The organism is Pseudomonas sp. R9.37 (assembly GCF_963878885.1).
Lineage (GTDB): Bacteria > Pseudomonadota > Gammaproteobacteria > Pseudomonadales > Pseudomonadaceae > Aquipseudomonas.
In genome coordinates this window covers 107,620-130,451 of the sequence record NZ_CAWNZA010000032.1, presented here as the reverse complement: position 1 = coordinate 130,451, position 22,832 = coordinate 107,620, and the positions used below count along the sequence as shown (strand labels likewise).

Annotated in this window: 19 protein-coding genes; 11 read left to right on the top strand and 8 right to left on the bottom strand. The window is 60.8% G+C overall.

All coding sequences use genetic code 11. The features are described from left to right. The first annotated feature begins 81 nt into the window (after positions 1–81). A complete protein-coding gene (locus AACU78_RS16345; protein ID WP_106576820.1) occupies positions 82–831 on the top strand; it encodes a sulfite exporter TauE/SafE family protein in 750 nt (249 codons plus the stop codon). On the opposite strand, the gene AACU78_RS16340 is transcribed toward AACU78_RS16345, so the two are convergent. Further along, the gene (locus AACU78_RS16340) at positions 821–1,675 is read right to left on the bottom strand and encodes a LysR family transcriptional regulator (protein ID WP_106576819.1); all 855 of its coding nucleotides are present in this window, start codon (positions 1,673–1,675) and stop codon (positions 821–823) included. The genes AACU78_RS16345 and AACU78_RS16340 overlap by 11 nt on opposite strands. A 97-nt stretch (positions 1,676–1,772) precedes the next feature. Here AACU78_RS16340 and AACU78_RS16335 point away from each other — a divergent pair, with 97 nt between their 5' ends. Then, positions 1,773–1,979: a DUF1127 domain-containing protein gene (locus AACU78_RS16335; protein ID WP_234452476.1), complete on the top strand. Its 207-nt coding sequence runs from the start codon at positions 1,773–1,775 to the stop codon at positions 1,977–1,979. 45 nt (positions 1,980–2,024) lie between these two features. Beyond that, positions 2,025–3,242, top strand: a complete 1,218-nt coding sequence (locus tag AACU78_RS16330) for a winged helix-turn-helix domain-containing protein (RefSeq protein ID WP_106576817.1) — start codon at positions 2,025–2,027, stop codon at positions 3,240–3,242. A gap of 188 nt (positions 3,243–3,430) precedes the next feature. Here AACU78_RS16330 and AACU78_RS16325 read toward each other — a convergent pair whose 3' ends face one another. Continuing rightward, the gene (locus AACU78_RS16325; RefSeq protein WP_078047560.1) at positions 3,431–4,777 is read right to left on the bottom strand and encodes a class II 3-deoxy-7-phosphoheptulonate synthase; all 1,347 of its coding nucleotides are present in this window, start codon (positions 4,775–4,777) and stop codon (positions 3,431–3,433) included. A 124-nt stretch (positions 4,778–4,901) separates the two neighbouring features. On the opposite strand from AACU78_RS16325, the gene AACU78_RS16320 reads away from it, so the two are divergent. Beyond that, the gene (locus tag AACU78_RS16320) at positions 4,902–5,657 is read left to right on the top strand and encodes a spermidine synthase (RefSeq protein WP_106576816.1); all 756 of its coding nucleotides are present in this window, start codon (positions 4,902–4,904) and stop codon (positions 5,655–5,657) included. Between the two features lie 117 nt (positions 5,658–5,774). Here AACU78_RS16320 and AACU78_RS16315 read toward each other — a convergent pair whose 3' ends face one another. Further along, a complete protein-coding gene (locus AACU78_RS16315; protein ID WP_106576814.1) occupies positions 5,775–6,566 on the bottom strand; it encodes a crotonase/enoyl-CoA hydratase family protein in 792 nt (263 codons plus the stop codon). A 421-nt stretch (positions 6,567–6,987) separates the two neighbouring features. Between AACU78_RS16315 and AACU78_RS16310 the strand changes: the two genes are divergently transcribed. After that, positions 6,988–8,661 (top strand): DEAD/DEAH box helicase, encoded by a 1,674-nt coding sequence (locus AACU78_RS16310; RefSeq protein ID WP_017136163.1) that lies wholly within the window; start codon positions 6,988–6,990, stop codon positions 8,659–8,661. A 187-nt stretch (positions 8,662–8,848) separates the two neighbouring features. Here AACU78_RS16310 and AACU78_RS16305 read toward each other — a convergent pair whose 3' ends face one another. After that, entirely contained in the window at positions 8,849–9,616 is a 768-nt protein-coding gene (locus AACU78_RS16305) for a DODA-type extradiol aromatic ring-opening family dioxygenase (RefSeq protein ID WP_106576813.1), read from the bottom strand. A gap of 104 nt (positions 9,617–9,720) precedes the next feature. Between AACU78_RS16305 and AACU78_RS16300 the strand changes: the two genes are divergently transcribed. Beyond that, positions 9,721–10,377 (top strand): thiopurine S-methyltransferase, encoded by a 657-nt coding sequence (locus tag AACU78_RS16300; protein ID WP_106576812.1) that lies wholly within the window; start codon positions 9,721–9,723, stop codon positions 10,375–10,377. Between the two features lie 762 nt (positions 10,378–11,139). Here AACU78_RS16300 and htpX read toward each other — a convergent pair. After that, positions 11,140–12,027 (bottom strand): protease HtpX, encoded by an 888-nt coding sequence (gene htpX / locus AACU78_RS16295; protein WP_106576811.1) that lies wholly within the window; start codon positions 12,025–12,027, stop codon positions 11,140–11,142. Between the two features lie 304 nt (positions 12,028–12,331). After that, positions 12,332–13,543, bottom strand: coding sequence for a pyridoxal phosphate-dependent aminotransferase (locus AACU78_RS16290; RefSeq protein WP_017136168.1), 1,212 nt, complete (start codon positions 13,541–13,543; stop codon positions 12,332–12,334). 202 nt (positions 13,544–13,745) lie between these two features. Here AACU78_RS16290 and msrB point away from each other — a divergent pair, with 202 nt between their 5' ends. From msrB to AACU78_RS16275, 3 genes are all read left to right on the top strand, one after another. Then, positions 13,746–14,138 carry a peptide-methionine (R)-S-oxide reductase MsrB gene (gene msrB / locus AACU78_RS16285; RefSeq protein ID WP_106576810.1) on the top strand — a complete coding sequence of 131 codons (393 nt, stop codon included), beginning with the start codon at positions 13,746–13,748 and terminating at the stop codon, positions 14,136–14,138. 236 nt (positions 14,139–14,374) lie between these two features. Further along, the gene (locus tag AACU78_RS16280) at positions 14,375–14,860 is read left to right on the top strand and encodes a glutathione peroxidase (protein ID WP_106576809.1); all 486 of its coding nucleotides are present in this window, start codon (positions 14,375–14,377) and stop codon (positions 14,858–14,860) included. After that, a complete protein-coding gene (locus tag AACU78_RS16275; RefSeq protein ID WP_106576808.1) occupies positions 14,857–15,348 on the top strand; it encodes a MarR family winged helix-turn-helix transcriptional regulator in 492 nt (163 codons plus the stop codon). The genes AACU78_RS16280 and AACU78_RS16275 overlap by 4 nt, the downstream gene beginning before the upstream one ends. Here the strand turns inward: AACU78_RS16275 and AACU78_RS16270 are convergent. After that, on the bottom strand, positions 15,302–17,611 hold the full coding sequence (locus AACU78_RS16270; RefSeq protein ID WP_106577286.1) for a hybrid sensor histidine kinase/response regulator: 2,310 nt from the start codon (positions 17,609–17,611) through the stop codon (positions 15,302–15,304). The genes AACU78_RS16275 and AACU78_RS16270 overlap by 47 nt on opposite strands. Before the next feature lie 172 nt (positions 17,612–17,783). On the opposite strand from AACU78_RS16270, the gene AACU78_RS16265 reads away from it, so the two are divergent. Continuing rightward, positions 17,784–18,674: an ATP-binding protein gene (locus AACU78_RS16265; protein ID WP_106576807.1), complete on the top strand. Its 891-nt coding sequence runs from the start codon at positions 17,784–17,786 to the stop codon at positions 18,672–18,674. Next, complete coding sequence (locus AACU78_RS16260) at positions 18,671–19,153, top strand: GAF domain-containing protein (protein WP_106576806.1); 483 nt, start codon at positions 18,671–18,673, stop codon at positions 19,151–19,153. Before AACU78_RS16265 ends, AACU78_RS16260 begins: the two co-directional genes overlap by 4 nt. A gap of 38 nt (positions 19,154–19,191) precedes the next feature. Here AACU78_RS16260 and AACU78_RS16255 read toward each other — a convergent pair whose 3' ends face one another. After that, positions 19,192–22,830 (bottom strand): transporter substrate-binding domain-containing protein, encoded by a 3,639-nt coding sequence (locus tag AACU78_RS16255; RefSeq protein WP_106576805.1) that lies wholly within the window; start codon positions 22,828–22,830, stop codon positions 19,192–19,194. Positions 22,831–22,832 lie beyond the last annotated feature (2 nt).

Genomic DNA, 22,832 nt, shown 5'->3' with positions numbered 1-22,832 from the left:
GCCATTGTGCGTTGCTGTGCGTTTCCACGCCATAGGCGACTGCGTAGCATGCGTCGCCTGGGGCTTTTGGAGTGATGCGCAGTGTTGGATTTAGCGATGTACCTGGTATTGGGCGCAGCCCTGGGCACGGTCGGCGGGCTGTTCGGCATCGGTGGCGGGCTGATTGCCATCCCGGTGTTGGGCGTGTTGTTTGGGCTGGATCAACAGCTTGCCCAAGGCACTGCGCTGGTGATGGTGGTGCCCAATGTGATGCTGGCGCTTTGGCGTTATCACCAGCGTAACCGTATCGAATTGCGCCACGCATTGCCGTTGGGCGTCATGGGTTTCTGCTTTGCCTGGCTGGGTTCGATCTGGGCGGTGGGTCTGGACGCCGGCGCGATGCGCATCGGTTTTATTGCATTCCTGCTGACGCTCTCCGCTTACAACCTGCTGCGCATGTTCACTCGCAATGCGCCGCCGACTGCGCAGATGCGTTATTCCTGGCCTTGGCTCGGCGTGCTCGGCGCCGCCTCGGGTTCCATGGGCGGTTTGTTTGGCGTGGGTGGTGCGGTGGTGGCGACGCCGGTGCTGACCAGCCTTTTTGGCACCACCCAAGTGGTCGCTCAAGGCCTGTCGCTGGCGTTGGCGCTGCCCAGCACCAGCGTGACCCTGGTCACCTACGCCTGGCATCAGGAGGTGGATTGGATGATCGGCGTGCCGTTGGCGGTCGGAGGCCTGCTCAGTATCAGTTGGGGGGTAAAAGTCGCCCACGCGCTGCCCGAACGGGTATTGCGCGGCCTGTTCTGCGGCTTTCTGGCGGTGTGCGCGGTGATGCTGACGTTTAAAGTCTGAAGCCTTCGAGGATGTACTCGGCCAGGCATTCGGTGATGGGCGAGGCCATCGCCGGGTTGCGCAGCAGGCGCAGGCTCATCGACGGCAGAGGCGGAAAGCCTTCATCGCTGCCCAGGATCCGTAAGTCGTCGGTCACCAGGCCTTCCATGCTGACCATCACCGCCAGCCCCGAGCCGACCACGGCTTGAATCGCCGCGACGTTGGAGCTGTGGTACGCCAGGCGATAGTCGATGCCGGCAGCATCCAGCGCGGCGCGGGTCCATTGGGTGCAAAAGCTGTCGACGCCGGAAATAGCCAGGGGCAGGGTCTCGTGCTCATCCACGCAGAAGCACGGCGCCGCCACCCAGACCATGCGCTCACTGCGCAGCAATTCGCCGATTTCATTGCCGGGCTCGCGGCTGATCACGGTCAGCGCCAGGTCGCGCCGCTGCATCAACACCGCTGACGACTCGCAGTGCATTTCGATCTGGATCAGCGGGTAGGCCTTGGAAAACCGTTTGAGAATCCCCGGCAGGAAACGCATCACGTAATCGTCCGGTGTGCCGATGCGCACCAGCCCGACCATGTGAGGTTCGCGCAGGGTGTTGAAGACCTCACTGTGCAGCTTCAGGATGCGCCGTGCATAACCCAGCAACACCTGGCCTTCCGCCGTCAACCGCACTTGGCGACCGTCGCGCTCGAACAGCTTGCGCTGCAGCACGTCTTCTTCGAGACGCTTCATTTGCATGCTCACCGCCGACTGTGTGCGGTTGACCAGTTCACCGGCGCGGGTAAAGCCGCCCTGATCGGCGATGGCGACGAAAGTGCGCAGCACTTCAGTGTCGATGCTTGGGTAGCCGGACAATTGATCAATCTCCGAGATGTATTACATAAGAAACATTCGTTGGATTGATCATAGTGCCAGGCACACACTCTCGTCATCCCCATTGGAGGGCGAGAAGATGAAAGGTCAGAAAGGTTTTGTGTTGATGACGAAACGTCCGTTTTCCGGATTTTTTCAGCGGGTTGCCCGTTGGCAGGCACTGCACCATGAGCGTCAGGCGCTGGCGAGTTTGAGCGACGATGCGCTCAAGGACATCGGGCTTAATCGGGGCGATGTGGAGCAGGACAGTCACCTGCATTTCTGGCAAGACCCGCTGCGAAAGTAATCTGCAATGCAGTAGGGTAGTCGGCGAGCCCACACGGAGAGACTCATGCCCGCCGACCTGTCTTTTTCACTCAAGCACGCTCGACGCATGGCGCTGGCGGCCCAGGGTTTTTCCGGGCGCCAGGCGCCGGCACTGATCAAGGCCACGCACCTCAATCGTTTGATCGAGCGCTTGGGTGTGCTGCAGATCGATTCGGTCAATGCCGTGGTGCGCTCGCATTACCTGCCGCTGTTTTCCCGCCTTGGCCAGTACTCCCCGCTGATCCTCGAACAAGCTGCCTGGAGCCAGGGGCGGCGGCGCTCGCTCTTCGAGTATTGGGGCCATGAGGCCTCGTTGCTGCCCATGGCGCTGTACCCGTTGATGCGCTGGCGCATGGAGCGGGCCAGGCAGGGCCAGGGGATTTATGCGCAAATGGCGCGGTTCGGGCGTGAGCAGCAGGCCACTGTCCAGCGCGTGCTGCAGACCGTCGAGCAACAGGGCGCGGTGGGTGCTGGCAGCTTGTCCACCCGTGAGGAGCGCGCTGGCCCCTGGTGGGATTGGAGTGATGAAAAGCACGCACTGGAATGGTTGTTTGCCGCGGGGTTGGTCACGGTGGCGGGGCGGCGTGGGTTTGAGCGACTCTATGACTTGCCCGAGCGCGTCATCCCTGCCGACATCCTTCTGGCCACGGTGAGCGAGGCCGAGGCCCAGCGCGGTTTGCTGTTGCACAGCGCGACTGCCTTGGGCGTCGGTACCGAAAAAGATCTGCGCGATTATTTCCGCCTGGACCCTGCCGACAGCCGTGGCCGGTTGGCCGAGCTGGTTGAGGATGGGCTATTGCGGATGTGTGAGGTGCAGGGCTGGAAGCAACCGGCCTACTGCCTGCCGGAACCGAAGGTGCCGCGCAAGGTACCGGCCAGCGCCTTGTTGTCGCCGTTCGACTCGCTGATCTGGGAACGCAGCCGCACCGAGCGATTGTTTGATTTTCGCTACCGTCTGGAGATCTACACCCCGCAAGACAAGCGGGTGTACGGCTATTACGTGCTGCCGTTTTTGCACAATGAGCGGATCGCCGCGCGTGTCGACCTGCGCGCCGAACGCGCCCATGGGCGGCTCGCCGTGCATGCAGTGCACGAAGAAGAGCCGGGGCTGGACGAGGAGGGGATGCAGGCGTTGGCCTTGAACCTGCGGCAGATGGCTGATTGGCTGGGGCTGGAACAGGTCCAGCTCAACTGCCAGCGGCCAAGTGCCGCCCGCTTAAGAGTGGCAATGCTGCAAACCTGAGGGGTGGAAGGCTTTTGAGCTGAATCGGGTTTCTGTGTCGAGCGGGCTTGCCCCGCGTTGAGTGGCGAAGCCGCCCCAGTACGGCCGCTGCGGTATGCCTGGGCGGGTGGGGTGGCTGGTTTTGGGGCGGCTTCGCCACCCAACGCGGGGCAAGCCCGCTCGCCACAACAGGCCCGCTCGCCCAAGTCTCAGCGTTTGACCTGTTTCAAAGTCTCGGCAATCAAAAACGCCAATTCCAGCGACTGATCGGCATTCATCCGCGGGTCGCAGTGGGTGTGATAGCGGTCCGACAAGCCATCTTCGGTGATCGGCCGCGCGCCGCCGATGCATTCGGTGACGTTCTGCCCGGTCATTTCGATGTGAATCCCGCCGGCGTACGAGCCTTCGGCTTGATGCACCTGGAAGAACTCTTTCACCTCGCCCAGAATCTGCGCAAAGTCGCGGGTCTTGTAGCCACTGCTGGCCTTGATGGTGTTGCCATGCATCGGGTCCGAGCTCCACAGCACCTGCTTGCCCTCGCGCTGTACGGCGCGGATCAGGTTGGGCAGGTGGTCGCCCACCTTGCCGGCACCCATGCGCGCGATCAGGTTGAGGCGGCCGGGGTCATTGTCCGGGTTAAGAATGTCGATCAGGCGGATCAAGTCGTCGGGGTTCATGCTCGGGCCGACCTTCACGCCAATCGGGTTGTTCACCCCGCGCAGGAATTCGACGTGGGCACCGTCCAGCTGACGGGTGCGGTCGCCGATCCAGAGCATGTGCGCCGAGCAGTCGTAGTAGTCGTTGGTCAGGCTGTCGCGGCGCACGAAGGCTTGCTCGTAGTTGAGCAGCAGCGCTTCGTGGGCGGTGAAGAAGCTGGTTTCGCGCAGTTGCGGCGAGCTGTCCATGCCGCAGGCGCGCATGAAGGCCAGGGTTTCGTCGATACGGTCGGCCAGCTGGCTGTATTTTTCGGCCAGTGCGGAGTTGGCAATGAAGTCCAGGTTCCACTTGTGCACTTGATGCAGGTCGGCAAATCCGCCCTGGGCAAACGCGCGCAGCAAATTCAGCGTGGCGGTGGACTGGTGGTAAGACTGCAGCAGACGGTCCGGGTCCGGCACGCGGCTTTTTTCGTCAAAGCCGATGCCATTGACGATGTCGCCACGGTAGGCGGGCAGGGTGACGCCGTCGATGGTTTCATCGTTGGCCGAGCGCGGCTTGGCGAACTGGCCGGCCATGCGCCCGACTTTCACCACCGGGCAGCCGGCGGCGAAGGTCATCACGATTGCCATCTGCAGCAGCACCTTGAAGGTGTCGCGGATCTTTGCCGCAGAGAACTCGGCAAAGCTTTCGGCGCAGTCACCGCCCTGCAGCAGGAACGCGCGGCCCTGGGTCACTTCGGCAAACTGACGGCGCAACTCGCGGGCTTCCCCGGCAAACACCAGCGGCGGGTAGCTGGCCAGGTTCTGCTCCACTTGCAGCAAGTGCGCAGCGTCCGGGTACTGGGGTTGTTGCTGGATCGGCAGGGCGCGCCAGCTGTCGGGGCTCCAGGGTTGGCTCATCGTGAACTCGATTGGTTGATTGACGGTGGGGCGCCAATGTTATCAGCAATTAGTGCGTGACCTGTTGCCGCCGGTTGGCCGACAATCGCGCCTTTGCCGTGCGGTAAACCCTTTAGGAGTAGTGATGACCGAGGAGCGTGTCGAGCGCCTGCTGGCCGAAGTCCATGATGACTTCGGCATGATCCGCGTGCTTGAAGTGGCCGATTACCGCTTTCTCGAGTTTGGCGACGCCATCGAGCAAAGCTGCGTATTCACCGCCGACCCGAGTTGGCTGGAGTACGACTACACCCGCGCGATGCTGATTGGCGCGTTGTGCCACGAGCAACCGGAGAGTGCGCTGTTCCTCGGGCTGGGCGCCGGCACGCTGACCCAGGCGTGCCTCAAGTTCCTGCCGCTGGAAGACGTCGAGGCCATTGAGCTGCGTCCGGACGTGCCGCGCCTGGCCATTGAGTACCTGGGGCTGGATGACGATCCGCGCCTGTACATCCGCATTGGCGACGCGTTGCAGTTGCTCGATAGCGCCGAATCGGCCGACCTGATTTTCGTCGACCTCTACACCGATGTCGGCCCGGGCGTGGGGCACCTGGCCTGGACCTTCCTGGAAAACTGCCAGAAGAAACTCAACCCCGGCGGCTGGCTGGTCATCAACCAGTGGGCAACCGATGATGGCAAGCCACTGGGTGCGGCGTTGTTGCGCGGGTTGTATCACCGGCATTACTGGGAGCTGCCGGTGAAGGAGGGCAATGTGATTCTGCTGGTGCCTTCGGAGCTGGATCAGGCACTGGACCTGGGTGCGCTGACGGCGCGTGCCGACGCTTTGGCGCCGCGGTTGGGGTACTCGTTGCAGGCGTTGATCAAGGCTATTCGGCCGGCAACGTAGTTGCCTGTTCTGGCCTCTTCGCGAGCAAGCCCGCTCCCACATTCGACCGCATTCCAAAGGATGTCCGCGTACAAATGTGGGAGCGGGCTTGCCCGCGATGAGGCCGACACTGTCCACTCAAATCCCCTTGAACACCCCCGGGCGCTTCTCAACCATCGCCCGCACGCCCTCTTTGGCATCTTCACTGTTGAGCAGCTTTTCCACCAACGGCTGCAACCCTGCCGCCGCGACCGCTTCACCTTGCATGCGCGCCTGGCGGGCCGACGTCAGCGTCGCCTGTACGCCCAGTGGCGCCTGGCGCGCGATGCGGTTGGCAAGTTCGATGGCGCGGGGCAGCAAGTCTTCGCTGGCCATCACTTCCTGCACCAAGCCCAGCCTGAGCGCCTCGTGTGCATCAAATTCATCGCCAGTGAGCAACCAGCGCATGGCGTTGCCCCAGCCGGCCACCTGATGAAAACGTAAGGTCGCGCCGCCAAACGGAAAGATTCCACGCTGGACTTCCATTTGCGCAAAGCGCGTATTGCTCGCGCAAATATTGATATCGGCTGCCAGCATCAACTCGATGCCGATGGTCAGGCAATAGCCCTGGGCCGCGACGATCACCGGTTTGCTGACCCGCGGCCCGGCGAACACACCCCATGGATCGCAGCCACCCAGTGGCGGTTGCCAGCCTCCGGACATCACGCCGCTGACATTGGCCAGGTCCAGCCCGGCGGTGAAGTGGTCGCCGTGGGCAAACACCACGGCCACTCGCGCCTCGTCGTTTCGATCAAATTCACCATAGGCCAGGCTCAGCTCATTGAGCAGATCCAGATCAAAGGCATTGCGCTTGGCCACTCGGTCCAGACCCAGCAGCAGGACATGGCCCTGTAACTCACGGCTGACGCGACTGCTGCTGGCTTGATTCATCGGGTGTGCCCTCAGGGCTTGGGTGGGTTTCAGACCAAAGGTCTTGATGGGCAGGTGAACCGTTTAAGCGTTATGACCAACAGGGCCGGGCCTTTGAAAAATAGACCCTGGCGCGGCGATCCGCAAAGGCTTTGATGCAGCGCGGTTTATCGGCGCTTTGCGATAAAAAAAGCTCCCTTTTTCAGCTATTTCCGGTATAGTGCGCGCCGGCCTTTAACCGGGCCGCGTTTAGGTAGCGCAATTCCCCGAAGTCAGCTTCGGCTGCACGTCCGCACAGCGGACTCTTCCTTGACGAATCTTTTTCATTCATTCGTTTTCGCAAATCCCCGCCGACAAAGCAGCCAGGGCGACTCTTGAGTCTCAACACGGCATGCGCAGCTTTGGAGCATGGGTCTTTGCGGATGCACTTAGAGGCAGACCCATGACCCAGGAAACCGGCGGCTTCGCCGCTTTTAATCTTAACCCGAACATTCTTGCTGCCGTCATCGCGACTGGCTACGAAGAACCTTCGGCTATTCAGCAGCAATCGATCCCGATCATCATGGCCGGCCAAGACATGATTGGCCAAGCGCAAACCGGTACCGGTAAAACCGCCGCGTTCGCCCTGCCAATCCTGCACTGCATCGATCCTGCCAAGCGCGAGCCGCAAGCCCTGATCCTGGCGCCAACCCGTGAGTTGGCGCTGCAAGTAGCAACCGCTTTTGAAACCTACGCCAAGCAAATGCCAGGCGTAACCGTTGTGGCCGTTTACGGCGGCGCGCCTATGGGCCCACAACTTAAAGCAATCCGTAACGGCGCACAGATCGTTGTCGCCACTCCGGGCCGTCTGTGCGACCACCTGCGTCGTGACGAAAAAGTGCTGTCGACCGTGAACCACCTGGTTCTGGACGAAGCTGACGAAATGTTGAAGCTGGGCTTCATGGATGACCTGGAAGTCATCTTCAAGGCGCTGCCACCCACCCGTCAGACCGTATTGTTCTCGGCTACCCTGCCACAGTCGATCCGTGCCATTGCCGAACGCCACTTGCGCGATCCGCAACACGTGAAGATCCAGACCAAGACTCAGACCGTTACCGCGATCGAACAGGCTCACCTGTTGGTTCACGCTGACCAGAAGACCTCGGCTGTATTGAGCCTGCTGGAAGTCGAAGACTTCGACGCCCTGATCATGTTCGTGCGCACCAAGCAAGCGACCCTGGACCTGGCCAGTGCCCTGGAAGCCAAAGGCTACAAAGCCGCTGCGCTGAACGGTGACATCGCCCAGAACCAACGTGAGCGCGTGATCGACTCCCTCAAGGATGGCCGTCTGGACATCGTTGTGGCGACCGACGTTGCTGCCCGTGGCCTCGACGTTCCACGTATCACCCACGTGTTCAACGTTGACATGCCGTACGACCCAGAGTCCTACGTACACCGTATCGGCCGTACCGGCCGTGCCGGTCGCGAAGGTCGTGCACTGCTGCTGGTGACTCCGCGTGAGCGCCGCATGCTGCAAGTGATCGAGCGTGTAACCGGTCAGAAAGTTGCCGAAGTCCGCCTGCCGGATGCCCAGGCCGTTCTCGATGCTCGCATCAAGAAACTGACCAACAGCCTGTCGCCGCTGGTGGCTGACGCTGAATCGACCCACGGCGATCTGCTGGACCGCCTGACTGCCGATATCGGTTGCACCCCGCGTGCCCTGGCTGCAGCCCTGCTGCGCAAGGCTACCAACGGTCAGGCCCTGACCCTGGCTGCGATCGAGAAAGAACGTCCACTGGTGCCGAACAACGCTCCGCGCGGTGATCGTCCAGAGCGTACTGGCGACCGTCCAGACCGTGGTGATCGTGAGCGTCGTGCTCCGGTTCCATTGGCTGAAGGCCGTGCTCGCTGCCGTACCGCGCTGGGCGCGCGTGATGGCATCGCGGCCAAGAACCTGCTGGGCGCTATCCTCAACGAGGGTGGCCTGGCACGTGAAGCGATCGGTCGTATCCAGGTGCGTGACAGCTTCTCCCTGGTGGAGCTGCCGGAAGACGGTCTGGAAAAACTGCTGGCCAAGCTCAAAGACACTCGCGTTGCCGGTAAGCAGCTGAAGCTGCGTCGCTACCGCGAAGATTGATCCGCCTTTGGGCTGATTGATCGCACAAAAAAAATCCCCGACTGGTTCGGGGATTTTTTTTGCCTGGATTTCAGGTTGGACCAGTACTCGATCAAGTCACAAGCGGGGCTTGCTCGCGAATGCGCTTATTCCCGGTGACTGACACCCTGCATTCGCGAGCAAGCCCGCTCCCACATTTAAATCTGTGTTAGCCGAAGCGGTAGATGTCCATCCCGAGCGCACCCATGGTGAACCCCTGGTGCGCCACGCTGAATGCGCCACCCGCACCCCGCGCAAAATACAGCGGCAACAGGTGCTCTTCACTCGGATGGTTGCGCACGGCTTGCGGCGCCTGGCGGCGATAGTCGTGCAAGGCCGCCTCGTCGTTGGCGGCGAGTTTGTCCACTACCCAGTCACGGAAATCGCGCGCCCAAGGCTCAATGCTCTCAGGTCCGGCCTGCCAGTTCAGCTCGCCCAGGTTATGGGTGATGCTGCCAGACCCGATCAATAGCACACCTTGTTCGCGCAGGCTGGCCAGCGCATGCCCGACTCGGGTCTGCAGGGCAGGGCCCATGCGGCTGGGCAGCGACACCTGCACCACCGGGATATCGGCTGCCGGGTACATCAGTGACAGGGGCACCCAGGTGCCATGGTCGAACGGGCGCTGATCATCGATGCGCGCCTCCAGGCCATCAGCCTTGAGCAGTTCGATTATCAGGGCTGCCAATTGCGGGTCACCGGGTGCGGGGTACTGCACGGCGAACAATTCCCGTGGGAAGCCGCCGAAATCGTGCCAAGTCTCGGGCGCGGCGCTGCCAGTAACGAGCAGGCCCTGGCTTTCCCAGTGCGCCGAGACCACCACAATGGCTGTTGGCCGTGGCAGCTCGGCCGCCAGGCGCTTGAGTGCCGGGCCGCTGGCACCGGGTTGCAGGGCGAGCATGGGCGAACCGTGGGAGATAAACAGGCTGGGGAACATAAAAGGGGTCCTGAGCGTTAATATGGGACCATCTTCAATCAGATCATTGATCTAAATCTAATATAAGTTTTAGCGCCTTTTGATCGAATTTTCAGGGTGATTCCATGGAGCCTAAGTTTTGGCAAGAGCGTTGGGCACGCAACCAGATTGGTTTTCATCTGCCCGAGGTCAACCCCTACCTGCAACGCCACTGGCCAAAGCTGGCCTTGGCTGAAGGGGCAAAGGTGTTGGTGCCGCTGTGCGGCAAAAGCCTGGATCTGATGTGGCTGGCAAGCTTGGGGTATCGCGTGTTGGGTGTGGAGCTGTCCGAGCAGGCGGTGGAGGCGTTTTTCAGTGAGCAAGGGCTGATGCCCAGGATCAGTCAGCGTGGCGTGTTCAAGGTGTACCGGGCAGACTTGATCGAGGTGTGGTGCGGCGATTTCTTTGCCTTGGACGCCGAAGCGCTGGCCGATTGCTCCGCGCTTTACGATCGCGCGGCACTGATCGCGTTGCCGCCGTTGATGCGGGCGCAGTACGCCGAGCATCTGAACGCCTTGTTGCGTCCGGGCTGTCAGGGTTTGCTGATCACCCTCGACTACGATCAGACACAAAAGGCCGGGCCGCCGTTTGCCGTCGCTGATGAAGAGGTGAAGCTGTTGCTGGGGGGGCATTGGTCTGTGCAGGTATTGGAAGAGCAGGACATCCTGGGCGAGAGTTGGAAGTTTGTGCAGGACGGGGTCACGCGGCTGGAAGAGCGGGTTTATCGGGTTACAAAGGGTTGATTGTTGCGCTGGCTGGTTTCTTTCGGGTGATTGAGTGCATATCCGTTGGTGCGGTCACGGCGGCTGGCGGTTGCGCTCTTACAGCGGGTCACTTTTGGCAAGCGCCCGGAATGCCGGCCCAGCCAAAAGTAACCAAAAGGTCTTCGCTCCACCACTTGGTGCCTCGCTCCGTTTGAATCAGTGGGCCGCCGTGATGGGCCATCCCTTGCCCAACACGGCTAACCCGGCGTCCTGGCGGGTTAGCCACGGTTTCAAGCCTGCGTTCGGCCAGCGTGGTTGACGGGGCCTGTCAGCTCAAAGTCAAAAGCAGAGCACGGCGGCGTGGTAGCCGACCTGAGTGGTAGAAGCAAAAGCAGATCAACAGCACAGCAACGCACTTCTACCTGATGCACTGAGAACCCAATGTGGGAGCGGGCTTGCTCGCGAAGGCGGTGGGTCAGCTACACATGAGTTGACTGACCCACCGCCTTCGCGAGCAAGCCCGCTCCCACATGTTGACCGAGTACAGCTGCCAGCACCGCACGGCTTGGCTTTTCTGTGGGAGCTGGCTTGCCTGCGATGCGGGCAGCTCGGTGTGTCAGGCATAACCCGTCGATGCCATCGCAGGCAAGCCAGCTCCCACATTGGGTAAGTTCCGCTTCTTTGGTGCTTTTGCGAAGTGACCCGCTGTAAGAGCGGCGCCCATCTCCTATGTACCCAGCACGCACCCACAAAAAAAAGGGGCGATCAGATCGCCCCTCTTTTTGCGTTACCGCTTAGCTATCAGCCCCGGCGACGCAGTGCGTCGATCCGCTCTTCCAGCGGCGGGTGGCTCATGAACATGCGAGCAAAACCTTGCTTGATGCCACCGTTGATACCAAACGCCGTCAGGCTGTCCGGCATGTGCACTGGCAGGCCTTGTTCGGAGCGCAAGTGTTGCAGTGCTGCAATCATCGCGCCGGTACCGGCCAGGCGGGCACCGGCTTCGTCCGCGCGGAACTCGCGTTTGCGCGAGAACCACATGGTGATCGCACTGGCCAGGAAGCCCAGCACCACCTCGGCAAAGATGGTCGCCACGAAGTAGGCAATGCCGCGGCCTTCTTCGTTCTTGAAGATCACCTTGTCGACGAAGTTGCCGATGATTCGCGCGAAGAACATCACGAAGGTGTTCACCACGCCTTGTACCAGCGCCAGGGTAACCATGTCGCCGTTGGCCACGTGGCCGATCTCGTGAGCCAGTACCGCCTTCACTTCGTCGTAGGAGAAGCGTTCGAGCATGCCCTGGCTCACCGCAACAAGGGCGTCGTTCTTGTTCCAGCCGGTGGCAAAGGCGTTGGCCTCATACGCCGGGAAGATCCCGACTTCAGGCATCTTGATGCCAGCCTCGCGGGACAACTGCTCAACGGTCTGCAGCAACCATTGCTCATGGCGGGTGCGTGGCTGGGTGATGACCTGGGTGCTGGTGCTCATCTTCGCCATCCATTTGGAGATGAACAGCGAGAAGATCGAGCCGGCAAAACCAAAGACTGCACAGAAGACCAGCAGCTGATTGAGGTTCAGATCAACCCCGTTGGCCGCCATGAACCCGTTGAAGCCGAATAGGCTCAGGGTGATGCTGGCAATCAGCACGACCGCCAGGTTAGTGGCCAAGAACAGCAGGATGCGCATCATGGTTGTAGAATTCTCCTCATGCTTAATATGTCGCGTACTGCGGGGTATATAAGGTGCGGCCTGGGGCGATTCAACCGAGCGACTATTTCAAACTGTGTCCTACAGCCTGAATGTAGAGCCTTGAAAGGATTTTCCGAGCCGAAAAGCCCACCGCGATCACCCCATTCAAGCCTTCGCACCCCGTAATTATAGGAGGCTGACCGGTCCGTGGCGTGCAGCGGCTGGGAGGAGGGCGCGCAGCGTAGAGAAGTGTTGCCAGATACTCGCCGTACGACCGAATGTCGGTCGTACGGCGGCATGTGCGTTATTGGCGATAAGACTTGAGGAAGTTGCCGATGCGACCAATGGCCATGTCCAGGTCATCCACTCGCGGCAATGTCACCACGCGGAAGTGATCCGGCCACGGCCAGTTGAACGCTGTTCCCTGTACCACCAGCAGCTTTTCCGACAGCAGCAGGTCGAGCACGAATTTCTCGTCATTGAGGATCGGGCAGACTTTCGGGTCGATCCGCGGGAACGCATACAGCGCGCCCATGGGTTTCACGCAACTGACGCCGGGGATCGCGTTGAGCAGCTCCCAGGTGCGGTTGCGCTGCTCCAGCAGGCGGCCCTGGGGCAGCACCAGGTCGTTGATGCTCTGGTAGCCGCCGAGGGCGGTCTGGATTGCATGCTGGCTCGGCACGTTGGCACACAGGCGCATATTGGCCAGCATGTCGATGCCTTCGATGTAGCTCTGGGCGTTGTGCTTGGGCCCGGAGATGGCGATCCAGCCGGAGCGGAAACCCGCCACGCGGTAGGATTTGGACAGGCCATTGAAGGTCAGGCACAGCAGGTCCGGCGCCAGGGAGCCGGTGCAGATGTGCACGGCGTCGTCGTAGAGGATCTTGTCGTAGATCTCGTCGGAGAACACCACCAGGTTGTGCTGGCGTGCCAGCTCGAGCATGCCCAGCAACACTTCCTTGGAGTACACGGCGCCGGTCGGGTTGTTCGGGTTGATGATCACCAGGGCCTTGGTGTTCGGCGTGATCTTGGCCTTGATGTCGGCCAGGTCCGGGAACCAGTCGGCGCCTTCATCGCACAGGTAGTGCACCGGGTGGCCGCCAGCCAGGGTCACGGCAGCGGTCCACAGCGGGTAGTCGGGCGCCGGCACCAGCACTTCGTCGCCGTTGTTGAGCAAGGCCTGCATGGACATCACGATCAGCTCGGACACGCCGTTGCCCAGGTAGATGTCTTCGATGCCGACACCTTCCACCTGCTTCTGCTGGTAGTACTGCATCACGGCTTTACGCGCGCTGAACAAGCCTTTCGAATCGCTGTAGCCCTGGGCGGTCGGCAGGTTGCGGATCACGTCCTGGAGGATTTCGTCCGGCGCTTCGAAACCAAACGGCGCCGGGTTGCCAATGTTCAGCTTGAGGATGCGATGGCCTTCCTCTTCCAGGCGTTTGGCGTGCTTGAGCACTGGGCCGCGAATGTCGTAGCAGACGTTGGCGAGCTTGTTCGATTTGCTGACCTGCATGGCGATGTGATCCTGAAAATGAACGATCCAGACGGCGTGGACACTACCGTACTGCGAATCCTGCGAGGCCTGCACCCATAAATACGTTTGAATGCCGGTAGCGCGGGTGCCAGACTGGCGTTTTGAAGAGGCGCAATCATACGTGCCGCCTGTTCCGTGGAAAAGATACAGATCAGGCTTTTTCAGTTGCCGAGGTGGATTGATGGATAAGTTGCAGAAAACCCTGGATGAGTGGCGGGACATGCTCGACCCCGCGCAGTATCAGGTGTGTCGTCTCAAGGGCACCGAGCGCCCTTTCAGCGGCAAATACAACGAAACCAAGACCGACGGTGTGTATCACTGCATCTGTTGCAATGAGCCGCTGTTCGATTCCAGCACCAAGTTTGATTCCGGTTGCGGCTGGCCGAGCTTCTATGCGCCGATTGCCGACAGCGCGATGATCGAGATCCGCGACGTCAGCCACGGCATGGTCCGCACCGAAGTCACCTGCGCCAAGTGCGATGCGCACCTGGGGCATGTGTTCCCGGATGGCCCGCCGCCGACGGGTTTGCGGTACTGCATCAACTCGGTGTGCCTGGACCTCGTCCCGCGCTAGGGCAGGCAGCACCCTCCAAATGTGCGAGCGGGCTTGCTCGCGAATGCAGTGTGTCAGTTACCAATGAGCTGGCTGACACACCGCATCCGCGAGCAAGCCCGCTCCCACTTTTGTATCGAGCGTGGATGAAGGGATTGATGTGAGCAAATAAGGCCTCATCAATGCGGTCAATTAAATTGCACACAATTGAATTGCCTACTATCGTTCCAGGTCTTCCCACTGTTTGAGGCACTGCCATGAGCACCAACCTGCTGAGCATCCCGTGCACCACCATCAAAGGTGAGCAAAAGACCTTGGCCGACTTCGCCGGCAAGGCCATTTTGGTGGTCAACACCGCCAGCAAATGTGGTTTCACCCCGCAGTACAAAGGCCTCGAGCAACTCTGGCAGCAGTACAAGGACCAGGGCCTGGTGGTGCTGGGGTTCCCCTGCAACCAATTCGGCAAGCAGGAGCCCGGCAACGAAGGCGCGATTTCCGAGTTCTGCGAATTGAATTTCGGTGTCAGTTTCCCGTTGTTCAAGAAGATCGACGTCAACGGCAGCGAGGCCCACCCGCTGTTCGTGCAGCTTAAAAAACAAGCGCCGGGCTTGCTGGGGTCCAAGGGCATCAAGTGGAATTTCACCAAGTTCCTGATCGGTCGTGACGGTCAGGTGGTCAAGCGTTTTGCCCCGACCACCAAGCCCCAGGACCTGACCCAAGAGATTGAAGCCCTGCTCAAATGATCGATGTATCCGCCGTGTCCCTGGCACTGGACGACCAACTGTGTTTCAAGCTCTACGCTGCCTCACGGGCGGTGACGCGTGCCTATAAGCCGATGCTTGACCAATTGGGCCTGACCTACCCGCAGTACGTGGTCATGCTGGTGCTGTGGGAATGGCACGAGGCAACTGCGCCGCAGCCGACCGTCAAGGCGTTGGGCGAGCGGCTGATGCTCGATTCGGGCACATTGACGCCGCTGCTCAAGCGTCTTGAGCAGCTCGACCTGGTGAGCCGCCAACGCAGCGCACGGGATGAGCGGGAAGTGCACCTGGGCCTGACTCAGGCCGGTGTGCAGTTACGCGACCAGACTCACCGCCTGAAAACCCGCTTGCTGTGTGACAGCGGCATTGACTTGAACCAGGCCGACGCTTTGCGCGAAGGCCTGGACCAGTTGCTGGCGCAGATCAAAGGCTTGTCGTCTGCGGCACCCACAGGTCCAGCAGAGCCTTGAGTTCTTCGCGGCGGAACGGTTTGGCCAGGTAGTCATCCATGCCCGCGGCCCGGCAACGCTCGCGCTCTTCCGAGAGGGCGTTGGCCGTCAAGGCGACAATGGGCAAATCGGGCCAGCGCCCGCTACGGCGAATCTGCCGGCTGGCTTCGTAGCCATTCATTACCGGCATGTTGCAGTCCATCAGCACCATGTCAAAGCGCTGCTCTTCAAGGAACTTGAGCGCTTCGCCACCGTGCGCGGCCACCACCACTTCGCAGCCGAGCTTGCTGAGCATGCCTTTGGCCACCAGTTGATTGACCGGGTTGTCCTCCACCAGCAGGATGCGCGCCCGGTGCGTAAACGGCGCGGCTTCCATCTGGATCGGGTCGAGGATCAGTGGCGCGTCGCTGCGCAAATTGCGTTGCAGGATCTGATACAGCGCGTTGCGGCTTAAAGGGCGCGCCTGTTGCTGCAGCGGCGCCAGGGCTGCCACTTCCTCACTGGGCATAAAGTTGCCGTAGGCGGTGACCAGCAGAATGGGCGCCTTGATGGCTGGGCGCAGGCGGAACAGGCACTCCGGGCAATCGGTGATCAACAGGTCAGGGTGTTGCCCGCTCAGGTCGTCGTCTTGAGAATAAACGCGCGGTGCCAGCCCCCAGTGAGGCAACAGGGTGCTGAGCAATTCTGTCAGGCCGCTACCCGCGCTGGTGATGGCGATGACTTCGCCTGCCAGCGGCGCGTAACGAGTGGCGGGCAAATGCGTGGGCAGTGGCAGGTCGGCGCAGAACTGGCTGCCAAAACCGACTTCCGAGCTGATGCTCAGCCGGCCCTTCATCGCTTCACACAGATTATGCGTCAACGCCAGCCCCAGCCCCGTGCCACCAAACTGGCGGGTGATGCCTGCGCCGGCCTGGGTAAACGGCTGGAATATCTTCACCTGCGCATCCTGAGCGATGCCGATACCGGTATCGCACACTTCAATCTTCACCCGGCCCTCACTGGCGCTCAGGCGCACGTCGACGCGGCCAAAGCGCGTGAACTTCAAGGCGTTTGAGAGCAAGTTGCTGACGATTTGCCGCACGCGTGTCGGGTCGCCAATCACTTGGGCGGGAAACAGCGGGTCGATCAAGCACGTCAGTTCAACGCTCGGTGCTGCGTTCTGCGACAACAGGTTGGCGGTGTCTTCCACCAGCGAGCTGAGATCGAACGGGATACGCTCCAGCTCCAGCTGGCCGGCATCAAACTTGGACAGGTCGAGGATATCGTTGAGCAACTCCACCAGCACTTTGCCGGAGTCATGGGCAATCGACAGTTGCTGACGCTGCTCGGCATTCAACGGGCTGTCCAGCGAGAGGGCGATCATGCCCAGCAGGCCGTTGAGCGGCGTGCGAATCTCGTGGCTCATGTTGGCCAGGAACGCTGCCCGTGCCTGGGCCATGCCCAGCGCCGTCATCTTCGCAGCCTCCAACTCATCATTGGACTGGCTCAGGCGTTGGTTGCTGGCCTTGAGCTCCAGTGTGCGTGCGGAGACGATATCTTCCAGCTGGCCCAGGTACTCGGTGAGTCGATCCTCGGCGTGGCGGCGCTGCTGGATTTCGGTCTCCATGTTTTCGAATTGCTGGTTGGCGACACTGACCAGCACGCCGATTTCGTCGTTTTCGTGCCCTGGCGGGCAATCCAGGTGTGCCTGCTTGCTGGTGCTCAGCGCGCGAATAATGCGCACCAGCGGTTGGGTCAGCATCACGTAAAACAGGCCCAACAGGATGCCGGTCAGCAGCAGGCTGCGGGCAAAACCGTTAAGCAGTGTGATCTCGGCGCGGTGCAGAAAGCGGCTGCCGAAGGCGTAAGTGTCGACGTCCAGGCGCAACACGCCCAAGGAATCATTAGGCATGTGGCTCAGGAACAACCGGTCCTCAAACTGGCGGTTGGCGCCAAACAGAAAATCGCTGATGGGGCGGTAGGTGCTTTCCTTGCGCGGGCGATCGACGTCGGCCAGTACCACGCCATTGTTGTCGACCAATTGCGCACGGGTGATCGCCGGGGAGTGCAGCAGGCCCAGCGTCAGTTCCTGGGCGAGTTCGGCGTCGATGTTGTAGGCGATACGGGAGGCGGGGTTATGGCTGATTTCGATCAGCGAGCGTATTTCACGGTTGATGGATGCGTCTTCGCTGGCATAATCAATGCCGATTTGGATCAGACTGAGCAAGGTTCCCAAGACGAAACCGACCAGCACAGTCAATCGAGCTTGTTTATAAGACAAGCGGTGGGCGAACTTGATATCCATCGGGTGTTGAACCACTTCACGTTTCCCTTCGCCCGGCAAGCATAGCTGAACATCCACCGGCTTTGGCTTGCTCGGCATAATCGTTGATTTTTTTACAGGTGCAGCCCTGTCGCGGTGTGCCGCAGGGTTGCCAATACGCCATCTTTTGCAAGAACTTGCCAGAGGAATAGTCGTGGATAATCGATTGAATGCCTTTCTTGAGCGTGCCGATGCGGTACTTGCACGCCTGGAACCGTTGTTGCCGGCGCCCCGCCAAGCCATCGACTGGGACCAGTGCCTCGCCGCCCGTTGGCAGCGCGAAGGCCGCAGCGGCTTTTTGCTGCCCCTGGAAGTCAGCCTGGACATGCGCCTTAGCGACCTGATCGGTGTGGACAAGCAACGCGAACAACTGGCTCGCAACACCCAGCAGTTTCTCGAAGGCCTGCCCGCCAACCACGCGCTGCTGTGGGGTTCGCGCGGCACGGGTAAATCGTCAATGGTGCGCGCCTTGCTCGCCCAGCACGCCAAGGCCGGCTTGCGCCTGATTGAAATCGAGCGCGATCACCTGGCCGACTTGCCGCGCGTGGTCGAGCAACTGCTCAAGCTGCCGCAGCGGTTCATCCTGTTCTGCGACGACTTGTCGTTCGAGGCCGGCGAGGGCGACTACCGCGTGCTCAAGAGTGTGCTGGACGGCTCGCTGGAGCAGGCGCCGGAAAACGTGCTGTTGTATGCCACGTCCAACCGTCGTCACCTGGTGCCGGAAAACCAGAGCGACAATGACAACTGGAAACGCGTGGACGGCGAGCTGCACCCCAGCGAGGCCGTTGAAGATAAAATCGCCCTGTCCGACCGGTTCGGCCTGTGGTTGTCTTTCTACCCGTTCTCTCAGGAACATTTCCTGAACGTGGTCGAGCACTGGATTGGCGAACTGGCCAGCAAGGCCGGTTTGCAATGGCAGCGCGATGAAGCGCTGGATATTTTGGCCGTACGTTGGGCCACCGGGCGCGGCAACCGCAATGGCCGGTGCGCGTATCAATTCGCCCGTTACTGGGTAGGTCTCAAGTTGTTGGAGCGTCAACCATGATCGATTTGCAACAGGCCGGCACGGGCCTGGATGGCTATGCAATGCTGTGTGCGCAACTGGAGTCGCTGTTGGCCGATGAACGCGACTTCATCGCCAACAGCGCGCAGTTCTCTGCGTTTCTGTTCAACCAGCTGGATGACCTGAACTGGGCCGGCTTCTACCTCAACCGCAACGAAGAGCTGGTGCTTGGCCCGTTCCAGGGCCAGATTGCCTGCGTGCGCATTCCGTTCGGTCGTGGGGTGTGCGGCGCGGCGGCGGCTTCGCGGCAAACCCAGCGGGTGGAGGACGTTCACGCGTTCCCTGGGCATATCGCCTGTGACAGCGCTTCCAACAGCGAACTGGTGGTGCCCCTGGTCAAGGACGGCCAACTGATTGGCGTCCTTGATCTGGACAGCCCGTCGCTCTCGCGTTTTACCGCGCAGGACCAGGCGGGCATCGAACAGCTGGCAGCGATTTTCCTGCGTCTGACCGACTGCTGACCGCTGGCGGCAGGGAGAGTGCAAAACACTCGCCCTGCCTATTGCAAGGCGTCCAGTTCATTAAGGCGCATCTGCAGCATCCTCTCCAATTCAAGCATGCATTTTTCCAGGGTCTTGATGCCGGTTTCGATCCTCGGCCGATCTTCACCTTGCGCGCAGGCGTGCTCCAGCGCTTCACATTCGCCGGCCAGCGCAGCAGCCTGCACGATGCGCGCAGCTCCCTTGATCTTGTGGGCCTGGTCAATGATGGCCTGGGGCGATGCCTGTTGCGCCAACATGGCGGTCAGTTCCTGACGGTCATGACGGCTGCTGTTAAGCAATTCCTCGAGCAGGCGGCGACTCAGCTGTGGGTCGCCGCCCGTCAGCGCTTCCAGGCTGCTGAGGTCGAGCCTCACACCGCCGGGTTGCTGGCCGATCTGCGCCAGTTGCCGCTCCAGCACCGTCAGGCTGATTGGCTTGAACAGGCAGTCATTCATACCCGCTTGCGCGCAGCGCAGTTTCTCTTCCGGCTGAGCATTGGCGGTGAAGCCCAGCACGACGCAGGCCGGCAGCTGTTCGCGCTGTTCATACTCACGGATCGAGCGGGTCAATTCGTAGCCGTTCATGATCGGCATGTTGCAGTCGGCGATGACCAGGTCGAAGCGTTCCTGACGCCATGCCTTGAAGCCGGCGGCACCGTGCTGGGCTGCGGTGAACTGATGCCCCAGGTAACCCAGTTGCTGACACATCAGCAGGCGGTTCGCGGGATGGTCATCCACCACCAATACGTTGAGCACCGGCGCAAGCGCCGGGGGCGCGGGTTTGAGTTCACCCACGGGCTGGACCGGCTGCAGGCGGGGCATTGTCAAGTTGACATGCACTTGGGTGCCCACCATCGGCACACTGCTCAGGCTCAGTTGCCCGCCCATCATCGCGCACAGGCTTCGGCAGATCACCAGCCCCAGGCCGGCGCCGCTTCTGGCCAGGTGCCCGGAGTTATCGGCCTGGGCAAACGGCTCGAACAGGCGCAGTTGGTCGTCGCGACTGATACCGATGCCGGTGTCCTCGACCACCAGTTTCATTTCGACCTGCTGCGGTTGATCGGTGGGTTGCACGTCCACCTTGATGTGCACCCGCCCGCGCTCGGTGAACTTGATCGCATTGCTCACCAGGTTGGACAGCACCTGTTTGAAGCGTAACGGGTCGATCAGCACCTCGGTGTCATCCTGCTCGGGCTTGAACTCCAGCAGCAGGCTGAGGGTTTTCTGCCGTGCCAGGCCGTCGAACACGCGCACCACCGATTCGATGACTTCCCGCAGGTTCACGCGTTCCGGCGCCAGGCTCAAACGGCCGGACTCGATGCGCGCGATGTCCAGAATATCGCCGATCAATTCCAGCAGGTCTTTGGCCGAGTTGTAGGCCACTTCGATCGCGGGGCGGTCGAGATGACCCTGGTCAGCCCGCTTGAGGGTCAACTCCAGCATGCCGATCACGGCATTCATCGGCGTGCGGATTTCATGGCTCATGGTGGCAAGGAAGGTGCTTTTGGCCCGGTTCGCTTCATCGGCGCGTTCCTTGGCGGCGCGCAACTCGTCGAACAGCTGGCGTCGCTCACTGATGTCGATCCAGCCCCCGATGATGCCCTGGACTTCACCGACGGAGTCACGGTAAGGAAGAATCCAGTGATAGATCGTCAGTTTTTTTCCGTGCAGGTGCAGGGTGCGGTCGAGAATCAGTGGGTTGCCTTGCGCCACGACTTGCTGGTAGTCCGCGTGGTATTGCGCGGCTTCCGATTCCCGGGCCATGTCCATCTGGATCACGCTCTTGCCGATCACGTCTTCACGCTTGACGTCGAAGACCTGCAAGTAACTGTCATTACAGGTTTGCAACAGGCCGTTTCGATCACGCACATAGATCGGGTGCGGGGTTTCGTTGACCAATGCGCGCATGAACTCAAACTGATCGTTAAGGGCGCGCTCGGCCATTTTTCGATGTTTGATCTGGCGGCGCATGTGGGCGTTCCAGGTCAGTGAAATCAGCAGCAACAGCCCGGTGCCGACGATGATTTGCGCGATCAACTGGTGGTAATTGCGCCAGTAACTGTCGGGGGCGGCGGTATAGCCTCGCCAGCGACTGTTGATCACGCCCATTTCGTCTGGAGCAATGCTCAGCAGGGCCTTGTCCAGGATTGAACTCAATTCGACGGCGCGGCGAGGTGTTGCCAGGGCGAACGTGGCGGGTAGGGTGCCGATACTGGTGCTGATCTGCAGTTTGTCCTGGAAAACCTGGGAGGACAGGAAGTAGTTGGCGATCACCAGCGAGTTGACGGCACCTTCCACATTGCCTTGGGCCAGCATTTCGGATGCCTTGAAGGTGTCGCTGACCTCCACCAGGCGAATCTGCGGGAAGTCCTGCGTGAGGATTTTTTCCAAGGGGTTGCCCACGGTGATCGCCAGGCGCTTGCCTGCCATCTGCTCCAGGTTCGAGGGCGCGCCGGGCTCTTTGCGGGTCAGCAGGACGTAGGAGTTTTCCAGGTAAGGGCGACTGAAACTCAGCGAAGCCTCCCTTTCAACGCTGGGGACAATGGCCCCGATGATATCGGCTTTACCGGTGGTGACCTGCTCGATCATCGCGTTGACTTCGCGACTGCGCAGGATCTTGAAACGTAACCCGGTGCGCAGGCGTATCAGTTCCAGCAAGTCTGCGGTGATGCCGCGAAAATTGCCTTCGGCGTCGAAAAACGTCAGCGGTGCGAAGGTCTCATTGACGACGACTGTCACCACCGGATGGTCTTTGAGCCAACGCTCTTCGCGCTGGGTCAGCTGCAGTTTCTTGTCGGTCAGCAAGATATCGCTGCCGGCGCTCCAGCGCTTGGCGATACTGTCGCGTTCATTGATGGGGATGGCGGCCAGCACCGAATCGACGATGCTCAGCAAAGTGCGCTGTTCCTGGCGCAGCGCAAAGCTGAAGCCGTAGGCTTCATGCTTGCCGAAGTTGGCCATGCGGATGTTTTTCAGGTAGCCCTTGTTGATCATGTAATGGGTGGAAATGGTGTCGCCCAAAAACACGTCGGCCTGGTCGAACGCCACCGCATTCAACGCGTTTTGGTACGAGGGGTAGGCGCGGATGTTGGCCTTTGGATACAGCTTCTGCACTTCGCTCAACGGCAGGTAGTGGTAGACCAGGCTCAAGCGCAGTCCGGCCAGCCCATTGCCCAGGTTGTAAGTTTCACCCTCACGGGTTACCAGCACGGGTTGGTCCACCGCGTATGGCTGCGACAGGATGAGATTCGGGTTGGCGGCTTCAAAGCCGTTGGAGGAGCCCAACAAGTCAATTTCGCCCGTTTCAAGCGCGTGGATCGAGGCTTCTCGGGTGGGGTAGCGCACCACCTTCACGGGCAATGCCAGGGCTTGGGCCAACAGCCCTGCGTAATCGGCGGTCAGGCCCTCATAGTCGCGGCCGCTGGAGGTCAGGTCGAAGGGCGGGTAGTCCGGCGCCGAAGTGCCGAGCACCAACTCGCGTTTGTTCTGTAACCACTGGCGCTGGGCCTTGTCCAGTTGAACATCCAGTTGTACCGCACTTGCACGGCTCAACAGCGTGAAGTGTTCCGGGCCGGGAGCGGGGTCCGCAGGCACCGTCGTGCTGAAACACACACCGGCGATTAATATAATCAAATAGTCCTTTATACGGCTGGGCATCC